Annotated in this window: 12 protein-coding genes; 4 read left to right on the plus strand and 8 right to left on the minus strand. The window is 66.9% G+C overall.

Annotation, left to right across the window (positions count from 1 at the left end; all coding sequences use genetic code 11):
• Both RMO40_RS25080 and RMO40_RS25085 read right to left on the minus strand, forming a co-directional pair.
• Positions 1-845: cyclic di-GMP-binding domain-containing protein, MshE-related (locus tag RMO40_RS25080; RefSeq protein ID WP_489660244.1), on the minus strand; the 845-nt coding region annotated here is incomplete at its 3' end.
• A 129-nt stretch (positions 846-974) separates the two neighbouring features.
• On the minus strand, positions 975-1,946 hold the full coding sequence (locus RMO40_RS25085; protein WP_309726634.1) for a TRAP transporter substrate-binding protein DctP: 972 nt from the start codon (positions 1,944-1,946) through the stop codon (positions 975-977).
• A 179-nt stretch (positions 1,947-2,125) separates the two neighbouring features.
• Here RMO40_RS25085 and RMO40_RS25090 point away from each other — a divergent pair, with 179 nt between their 5' ends.
• The 4 genes from RMO40_RS25090 to RMO40_RS25105 all read left to right on the plus strand — a co-directional run bounded on the left by RMO40_RS25090 (position 2,126) and on the right by RMO40_RS25105 (position 4,538).
• The gene (locus RMO40_RS25090; protein ID WP_309726636.1) at positions 2,126-2,401 is read left to right on the plus strand and encodes a DUF2282 domain-containing protein; all 276 of its coding nucleotides are present in this window, start codon (positions 2,126-2,128) and stop codon (positions 2,399-2,401) included.
• Positions 2,402-2,403: 2 nt separating this feature from the next.
• Entirely contained in the window at positions 2,404-3,237 is an 834-nt protein-coding gene (locus RMO40_RS25095) for a multinuclear nonheme iron-dependent oxidase (protein ID WP_309726638.1), read from the plus strand.
• Positions 3,234-4,007 carry a DNA-binding domain-containing protein gene (locus RMO40_RS25100; RefSeq protein WP_309726640.1) on the plus strand — a complete coding sequence of 258 codons (774 nt, stop codon included), beginning with the start codon at positions 3,234-3,236 and terminating at the stop codon, positions 4,005-4,007. Before RMO40_RS25095 ends, RMO40_RS25100 begins: the two co-directional genes overlap by 4 nt.
• A 72-nt stretch (positions 4,008-4,079) precedes the next feature.
• Positions 4,080-4,538, plus strand: a complete 459-nt coding sequence (locus tag RMO40_RS25105; protein WP_309726641.1) for a DoxX family protein — start codon at positions 4,080-4,082, stop codon at positions 4,536-4,538.
• Positions 4,539-4,563: 25 nt separating this feature from the next.
• Here the strand turns inward: RMO40_RS25105 and tolA are convergent, their stop codons facing one another.
• The 6 genes from tolA to RMO40_RS25135 form a co-directional block, all read right to left on the minus strand.
• Positions 4,564-5,382 (minus strand): cell envelope integrity protein TolA, encoded by an 819-nt coding sequence (gene tolA, locus RMO40_RS25110; protein ID WP_309726643.1) that lies wholly within the window; start codon positions 5,380-5,382, stop codon positions 4,564-4,566.
• Positions 5,383-5,494: 112 nt separating this feature from the next.
• Complete coding sequence (locus RMO40_RS25115; protein ID WP_309726645.1) at positions 5,495-5,923, minus strand: biopolymer transporter ExbD; 429 nt, start codon at positions 5,921-5,923, stop codon at positions 5,495-5,497.
• A gap of 3 nt (positions 5,924-5,926) precedes the next feature.
• Positions 5,927-6,637 carry a protein TolQ gene (gene tolQ / locus RMO40_RS25120; protein WP_309726647.1) on the minus strand — a complete coding sequence of 237 codons (711 nt, stop codon included), beginning with the start codon at positions 6,635-6,637 and terminating at the stop codon, positions 5,927-5,929.
• Positions 6,638-6,726: 89 nt separating this feature from the next.
• Entirely contained in the window at positions 6,727-7,152 is a 426-nt protein-coding gene (gene ybgC / locus RMO40_RS25125; RefSeq protein ID WP_309726649.1) for a tol-pal system-associated acyl-CoA thioesterase, read from the minus strand.
• 54 nt (positions 7,153-7,206) lie between these two features.
• On the minus strand, positions 7,207-7,602 hold the full coding sequence (locus RMO40_RS25130) for a TssQ family T6SS-associated lipoprotein (RefSeq protein WP_309726651.1): 396 nt from the start codon (positions 7,600-7,602) through the stop codon (positions 7,207-7,209).
• Positions 7,599-8,928 (minus strand): protein kinase domain-containing protein (locus RMO40_RS25135; RefSeq protein ID WP_309726653.1); only part of this gene is annotated, 1,330 nt, incomplete at its 5' end. The genes RMO40_RS25135 and RMO40_RS25130, both read right to left, overlap by 4 nt.

Consider the following 8,928-nt stretch of genomic DNA (forward strand, 5'->3'; position numbering starts at 1 on the left):
AGCAGCTCGCCCAGCGGCACGTTGCGGTCTTGCTGCTGCTGGCCGAGTGCGTCTTGCAGCTGCTCGTCGGTGACCATGCCGAGCGAGGTGAGGGCTTCGCCGATGCGCACCATCGGCATGCGCGCCTGTTTTTCAATCGCCGCGAGCAACTGCTCGGGCGTCACCACCTGGCGCAGCAACAAGATGTCGCCCAGCTTCTGGTCGCGCATCTGCTTTTGCACGTCGGCGGCCTGCTCCACCTGTTGCGGGGTGGCAGCGTTCTGCTGGATCAGCAGCTCGCCGATGCGTGGGCCGATTTCATACGAGGTGTAGCCACCGCGCGGCACGAAGAGGCGCTGCACGCTGCCCTTGTCGTCGACCGGCGGAAAGAGAAACAGGCCGTGCGCGGTTTCCACATGACCGATGGTGTTGCCGTCGATCTGCACGCCGTCGGGCAGCATCACACGGTAGCTGCTGCGCGGGCGCTGCTCCAGCATCAGCGCGTGTTTTTCGTGCGTGATGAGGGTCGTGCTGATGGGCTTGATCGGCTCCATCACCCGCAACGAACGGAACTGGTTGAAACGCAGCGGCATGGTCGTGCGCGCGGGCGGCACCTGCACGTGGGCCACCTGGTCTTCGGGCACAAAAAAGATCAAGCGGCCGGCAACGGCCTTGCCGTTGGTGCCAACAAACTCGCAGCCCTGGGCCTGGTTCTGCTCGGCCGCGTCGGGGTACGACGCAAACGGCGGCGTCGGCCAGCGAAAGGCGGCGTGGCGGGTTTTTTCCACCGGATCGATCGCACGCGGCAGGGTGGCCGGTGCGTCGCTGGCGAAATCCATGTTGACGAAATCGGAGAGGTCGGACATTTGTTTCCCGCTGCGCGTGTGGCGCGCGCATGGCCCAAGTGCGGAACGTCTTTCCGCACGGTCATGGTAGGCAGCGGGTGGGGTGCAAATGGCCCGAATTGCGGGCCCATCCGGGGGCTGTTCAGCGCATCAGAGTTTTCTGTAGGCGTCGACCAGGTTGTGGCCTTCGGGACCGGCTTTTTGCAACCACTCCCGCAGCAGGGTGTCGCCGACCTTTTCCATGTCGGCCTTGAGCTGCGAGGGCGGCGCGAGCACGTTCATGCCGTTTTTCTTCAGCAGCTCGAGGTATTCGCTGTTCTTGGCCCGCGAGACCACCCAGCCGCGCGTCTCGGCCACCGAGGCGGCCTTGAGCAGGGCCGCCTGGGTGGCGCGGTCGAGCGCATCGAATGCGGCCTTGTTCACGAGCACCGCGTTCTTGGGCAACCAGGCCTGGATGTCGTAGAAGTATTTCAGGTGCTCGTGCGCCTTGGTGTCGTAGCCGGTCGAGCCCGATGACATGTACGACTCGACGAGGCCGGTGGCCATGGCCTGCGGGAGCTCGGCCTGCTGCACCGTCACCGGCTGCGCACCCAGCAGCTCGGCAATGCGCGAGGTGGCCGGGCTGTAGGCGCGCCACTTCGCGCCTTCGAGGTCGATGGCCGCGTTGATGGGCCTCTTGCTGAAGATGCCTTGCGGCGGCCAGGGCACGGCGTAGAGCAACAGCAGGCCTTGTTCGGCGAGCTTCTTCTCAAGCATCGGCTTTTGCGCCTTGTAGAGCTTGGCCGACTCGTCGTAGCTGGTGGCGAGAAAGGGCAGGCCGTCGGCGCCGTAGATCTGCCATTCGTTCTGGTGGTTCACCAGCAAGATCTCGCCGATCTGCGCCTGGCCGGCCTGCACCGCGCGCTTGATCTCGGGCGCCTTGAACAGCGAGGCGTTGGCATGCACGGTGATCTTGAGCTTGCCGTGGGTGGCCTTGTCGACGTCGCTCGCAAACTGCTCCAGGTTTTCAGAGTGGAAGCTGCTGCTCTGGTAGGCGGCAGGCAGGTCCCAGCGCGTTTGAGCAGCGGCGATGCCGGCCCAGGCCATGGCGGCAATCAGCAGGCTGATGTGAAGGGGGCGCATGGGGCAGTCAGTCTCCGCTCGGGGCACACAGGTTGGTTGCATTGTGGCCCTCACGTTGTGCGGCTTTCAATCAACCTGCGTTCGCAGGTTTGTAAGATGCCATCGCCGCTCGCCGACAGAGCCATGTCGCTGCAATTGCTCGTGACACCTTCACCCACTTCACCCTCAGGAGAATTTCCATGAACCAAGGTTTGATCGCTTCGACCGCCCTCGCATCCTTGCTCGCCCTCGGTCTGGCCGGCCAGGCGGCTGCGCAAGACAAGGCCAAGGAGAAGTGCTACGGCATTGCCAAGGCGGGGCAGAACGACTGTGCCAACCTGTCGGGCTCCCACTCGTGCGCGGGCCAGTCGAAGGTCGACAAGGCGCCCGACGAATGGAAGTACGTGGCCAAGGGCACCTGCAAGGAGATGGGTGGCACCGACGCCGACATGGCCAAGAAGGCCATCAAGAAGTGATCTTGCCGGGCATCGGCCTGCGCCAGCCCCACTACGCCGAGCTGCTGGAGCGTCGGCCGGTGCTCGGTTTTGTCGAGGTGCATTCCGAGAACTTTTTTGCCGACGGCGGCGCGGCCCTGGCCGTGCTGCACGAGGCGCGTTCTCACTACGAGTTGAGCTTGCACGGCGTGGGCCTGGCGCTGGGTTCGGCCGCCGGGCTCGACCCCTGGCACCTTGACCAACTTGCGCGGCTGGTCGAGCGCACCGAGCCCTTGCGGGTGTCTGACCACGCCTGCTTCGCCCGCGCGCCGCAGCGCGAGGGCGGGCCGGTGCTGCACGGCAACGACCTGCTGCCGCTGGCCTTCACCGAAGCGTCGCTGGCCATCATGGTGGCCCATGTGTCGCAGGTGCAAGACCGGCTGAAGCGGCCCATCCTGGTCGAGAACCTCTCGGCCTATCTTGATTTCGCCGAGCGCGATTTCAGCGAGCCCGAGTTCTTCAATGCGCTGGCACAACGCAGCGGTTGCGGCCTGCTGCTCGACGTCAACAATTTGGTGGTGAACGCGCTCAACGACGCGCAGCCCGACCCGGTGCGCAGCGTGTGCGACTGGGTCGATGCGCTGGCCCCCGGCATCGTCGGCGAGATCCACCTCGCCGGCTACCAGGACCTGGGCGACATCGTGATCGACGACCACGGCAGCCGCGTGCACGCGCCGGTGTGGCAGGTGTACCGCCACGCCATCGAACGCCTGGGCCCGCTGCCCACGCTGGTGGAGTGGGACACCGACCTGCCCACGCTCGACGTGCTGCTGGGCGAAGCCCAAGCTGCCGCCGACGTGATGGCCCGCCGCCCATGAACGCAGAAGCGCAACGCCAGCGAGCGTTGATCGCTGCGCTGTGGGGCGGTGGTGACCTGCAGGGCCTGGCGCACGGCGACACACGTATCCAGCGCGGCCTGCAGGCCTACCAGGCCCACGCCGGCGCGGCAGCCGAGCGTGCGCTGGCGGCGAGCTTCCCGACCGTGCAGGCCTTGGTAGGCGAGGAGTCGTTTGCTGCCTTGGCGCGTGCGTTCTGGCGCCAACAACCGCCCACCTTCGGCGACCTCGCGTGCTTCGGCGACGGCCTGCCGGCCTTCATCGCCCACAGCGAGCAGCTGCGCGACGTGCCCTACCTGGCCGACAGCGCCCGCCTCGACTGGCTGGTGGCCGCCGCGGAGCGTGCAGCCGACGCCAGCATCGACACCGATTCGCTGAGCCTGCTGGCTGATACGCCACCCTCGCAACTGCGCTTGCAGCTGATGCCCGGCACCGCGCTGCTGCCGAGCGACCACCCCATCGTCAGCGTGTGGTTGGCGCATCGCCCGGGCGAGGGCGCCGCCGAGCGGCGCGAGCAGGCCCGCCGGGCACTGGCCCACAGCGAGGCTGAAACGGCCCTGGTCTGGCGATCGGGCTGGCGTGCGCAGGTGCAGGCCCTCAGCCCCGACACGGCGCGCTGGGTGCAGTGCCTGCTGAATGGTGAGACGCTCGCTGTGGCGTTGGCCGAAGCCGGAGACGGTTTTGCGTTCGAGCCCTGGCTGCTGCAGGCCTTGCAAAGTGGCTGGCTCTGGCGTGCGCTGCGTGGGGGCTGATTTTTGCCGCTACGCGTGCAAGAAGCCCGGCGTGGCTGCGACCAACGGGCTGTGAACACCTGAGAGCCCGCCATGAGCACTGTCTTTGTCACCCCCTTGCTGAGCCTGTGGAGCCGCCTCGTGGCCGGCCTTGAAACGCTGCAGCCGCTGGCACAACTGGCCGCGCGGTTTTATGTCGCGCAGGCTTTCTTTCTGGCAGGCCTCACCAAGATCAACGACTGGGACACCACGCTTGCCCTGTTTGCCGACGAGTACCAGGTGCCTTTGCTATCGCCCAGCGTGGCGGCCTTTGCCGGCACGGCGGGCGAGTTGGTGCTGCCGGTGCTGCTCTTGCTCGGGCTGGCCGGGCGCTTCGCGGCGCTGGGTTTGTCGGTGCTCAATGGGGTGGCGGTGTTGAGCCTGGCCGAGATCGCGCCGGCCGCGCTGCAGCAGCATGTGTTCTGGGGCAGCTTGTTGATGACGCTGGTGCTCTGGGGGCCGGGCCGATGGTCGCTCGATCGTTTGCTGGAGCCGCGCCTGATGAGGGTTTGACGCGCGCCAGGTGCCGGTCAATCTTTCACGACAGGTCGCGTGGCCGGAAGGTCATGTCGATCTGCGACGGCACCGTGCCGTCGGTGTCGCGCGGCAGGATCTCGGTCTTGTCGAGGGCGCGCAGCACGGCGTCGTCCCACTCCTTCACGCCGCTGCTTTGTTTGAGCTTGCGCGAGACGATGGTGCCGTCAGGCCCCAGGCGCACGTCGACAACCGCGGCCGGGTTGCCGCTGATGGTGTCGGGGAACACGATGTTGGGTTTGATGCGCGCAATGATGCGCCCGGCATAACCCGCTGAAGGCCCGGCGCTGCGCGCGGCCGTGCCGCCCGGGCTGCCGCCATCGACGCCCATCATCTCCTTGATGCGGGCGAGGTTCTTGTCGCGCTGCTCGTCGAGCTTCTTCTGCTTGTCGGCTTCGGCTTTCTCTTTTGCTTTCTCGAGCTTGGCCTTTTCTTCCAGGGCCTTCTTCTTGTCGAGCTTGTCTTTTTCTTCCTGCTCGCGTTTTTCGTCTTCTTTCTTCTTGAGCTTTTCCTGTTTGGCTTTTTCGATGGCGATCTGCGGGTCGGGCGCGGCCTTGGGCTCGGGTTTGGGTTCGACCGGCTTCGGCGCCGGTGCGGGCTTGGGTTCAGGCGTGGGCTCGGGCGCGATGTCGCGCTGCGCCGCCACCTGCGGCACCGAGGCCCACAACTCGGCTTCGACGCCGGCAGGTTCGCTCGAACGCCAGTTCACGCCGAAGGCCAGCGCCACCACCAGGCCCAGGTGAACCACGGCGGAAATGGCCAGCCCACGGCTGGTGCCGTCTGACGACTTGGGCATCAGGTTGTCGCGCTGGAGCGTGGTCAAGACGACCCCTCGCCCGATGAGTACATCGGACGCCCCCCCGAGGTGGCACGGGCCGACTTGGGAGCGGCCCGGCGCTCGGCCCGTCTTGCGATGACCACCACCATTTCCATGGTCAGCCGTTGCTCTTCACCGAAAGACCAACCCGTTGCACACCGGCCTTTTGCAGCAGGTCCATCACCCGCACCACGGCTTCGTACTTCACGGCCTTGTCGGCCGAGATCACGACCGGCGCGGTGATGTCACCGCCCTGGGCCGCGCTCACGCGGTCGGCCAGGTTCTTCAAGGTCATGGTGGAAACCTCTTTGTTGTCCACGCGCAGGCGCAGCGCTTCGTCCTTGCCGACCACCACCTCGATCACCTTCTTGGGCTGCTGCTTGCTCTTGCCGATGCTGGGCAGGTCGACCACGCCGGTGGTGATGAGGGGCGCGCTCACCATGAAGATGATCAACAGCACCAGCATCACGTCGATGAAGGGCACCATGTTGATCTCGTTGATGGTGCGGCGGCGTGAACCACCCCGCATCGGTGTGACGGCGGCCATGGTCTAGCGGGCTCCGGGCACGCTGCCAGCCGCAGGCGGCAAGGGCTGGCTGGCGTTGCGCTGCAGGATGTTGGAAAACTCTTCGATGAAGGTCTCCATCTGGATGGCGATGCGGTCGATGTCGCGCGCAAAGCGGTTGTAGGCGATCACCGCCGGGATGGCGGCGAAGAGGCCGATGGCGGTGGCCACCAGTGCCTCGGCAATGCCGGGTGCCACTGTGGCAAGCGACACCTGCGTGAGATTGGCCAGGCCGACGAAGGCATGCATGATCCCCCAGACTGTGCCGAACAGGCCCACGTACGGCGACACCGAGCCCACGGTCGCGAGGAAGGAGAGGTTGGCCTCGACCACGTCGAGCTCGCGCTGGAAGCTGGCCCGCATGGCACGGCGCGAGCCATCGAGCAGCAGGCCGCTGTCGGCCACACGGCGCTCGCGCATCTTCATGAATTCGCGCATGCCCGAAGCGAAGATGCGCTCCATCGGCGCACCCTCGACGCGGCGCCCGGCGTCATTGAAGAGGTCGTTGAGGTTCTTGCCCGCCCAGAACTCGCGCTCGAACTCGTCGTTGTCGGCACGCACCTTCTTCAGGCCGAAGAGCTTGCCGAAGATCACCGTCCAGCTGGCCAGCGACACCAGCAGCAGGCCCACCATGACGAGCTGCACGACGAAGCTTGCCTGCAGCACCAGGCTGATGATGGAGAGGTCTTGGTTCATTCAGCGGGTTCCATGTTCTGCGAGGGCGTGGGTGAGAGGGCCAAACGCGGCATCGGTTCCGCCCGCGCCGATTTTGCATGCGGCAAGGCTTACGTCAGCCAGTGAGTGGCCAACGCTTGCAACAAGGGGTCAGGGATGCGGCGTGGCCTGAAACTTTGTGCGTCGACGCAGCCGATGCGAATCTCGCCCTCGGCCACGCGCTCCTCGTCGCGCCAGGCCACCTGGGCAATGGTCATGCTGGCCTGGCCGGCGTGGCGCAGCTCCACGGTGACGCGCAGCAGGTCGTCGAGCCGCGCCGGGCGCAGATAGCGCACGCTGGTCTGCGACACGATGAAGATGGCACCCGTCTGCGCGCGCAGCTCTTCTTGCCCAAAGCCCATGCTGCGCAGCCACTCGGTGCGCGCGCGTTCGAAGAACTTGAGGTAGTTGGCGTAGAACACCACGCCGCCGGCGTCGGTGTCTTCCCAGTAAATGCGCAGCGTGTGCGCGAAGGGGGGCAGGCTGGGTGCAGTCATGTACGCGAGTCGGGCGGCCCATTGGTCGCCAGCCCGCGCATTATCACTGTGGGCTCACTGCGTCTTCTTGTAGACCGGGCCCCACAGCGGGTGGCCTTGTTCTGATTTGCTGAGCGCGAAGGCCGGGTCGGCCTGCCTGGCGGCACGGAACTCGGCCTCGCACTCCAGCAGCCGCTTGCTCGTGCAGTAGATGAAGGCGAGCGTCTTGTGGGCCGCGCTCTTGTCGCGCGGCGATGCCAGGCCGGCTTGCAGGGCTTGGTTGAGCTGCTTCTCGGCGTCAGCGTATTGCGCGTCGTCGTAAGCACGCAGCCCGCCTTGCAGCGCACGCTCGGCCGGGCGCGAGACCACGTCGAGCAGGCCCACCGGGGCCGGCTTGCTCTGGGTGGCACAGCCGGCCAGCACGGCGAGCATCAGGGGCACGAGCGCGAGGGCGTGAAAGGTTCTGGTCATGATCCGAATCGGTGTTTGAGTGAGACGGCTTGGCCGGGCACGATGTTGACGCTCGAACTGTAAGGCGGGAACTCGTCGTTGCGGATGGTGATGGTGTGGCGGCCCTCGCTCAGCGTGAGCTCGTTGAGCGGCGGCGCAATGCCCACCGGTTTGCCGTCGACCTCGACCTGGCCCCACGGGCTGACGGCAATGCGCAGCACGCCCGTGGCAGCCGCTGCACCGGCGCCGGTGGCAAGCCGGGCCTCGCGCTCTCGGGCACGGCGCTCCTTGGCGCTTTCCTTGGCGGTTTCTTTGGGGGCGACAGGCTGGGTGGGCGGTGTGGCCTGGGCCACCACCGGGGGCGGTTCAGGCGTGGGTGGCGCCGAGGCGGGCGCTGCCACCACGGGCGCCTCGGCGACCGCGCTGGCGGGAGCCGCGGCCAGGGTCGCAGAGGCCGGCACTTCGACCACCGGCGGCGCGACGGCAGCCACCACTTGTGGCACGGGTGCGGGCGGCGTCTGCACCACTTCCGGAGCCGGCGGCTGGGAGCTCAGGGCCCACCAGACGGCACCTGCCACGAACACGGCGGCGAACGCGCCTGCAGCCCACACCATCGAGCGCTTGCGCGAGTCGGGGGCTTCATCGGCCGTTTCGGCGCTTTCCTGGGCGTGCTCTTCGAGCCAGTGACGCAGTTCGCGCGACAAGGCGCGGGCCGAGCGGTAGCGGTCGTCGGGGTTCTTTTCCATCGCCTGCGAGGCGATGTCGGACAGCGCCTTGGGCACGGTGGCGTCGACCTCGTGCGCTTTGGGCGGCGTGAACTCGACCACCGCGTCGGTGATCTCCTTCAACGAGGCGCCACGGAAGGGCCGCGTGCCGGTCAGCAGCTCATAGAGCACCACGCCGAGCGAGAACACGTCGCAGCGCCGATCCACCGGCTGCTGGCGCACCTGCTCGGGTGACATGTAGTAGGGCGAGCCGCCTGCCACGTCGCCCTCGGCATGCGCTTCGTGCTGGTGGGCGACACGGGCGATGCCGAAGTCGAGCACACGCGGCTGGGTGCGGCCCACCATGAAGATGTTGGCCGGCTTGATGTCGCGGTGAACCACGCCCTTGGAGTGGGCGTAGGCGAGTGCATCGGCCACGCGGCGCACCACGAGCGCGGCCTGTGTCGGCGTGGGTTTCCAGCCTTCGAGGCGCAGCTGGCGAAGGTCGCGGCCCTTGAGCAGCTCCATCGCGATGTAGGCGCCTTGTTCGCTCACGCCGGCGTCGAACACCGTCACGATGTGCGGGTGGCTCAGGCCACCGGCGGCACGCGCTTCGTTCAGGAACAAGGCGTTGAACGACTCG

Origin of the sequence: Rhizobacter sp. (genome assembly GCF_031412075.1) — a bacterium.
In the GTDB taxonomy this organism is placed as follows: domain Bacteria; phylum Pseudomonadota; class Gammaproteobacteria; order Burkholderiales; family Burkholderiaceae_C; genus Rhizobacter.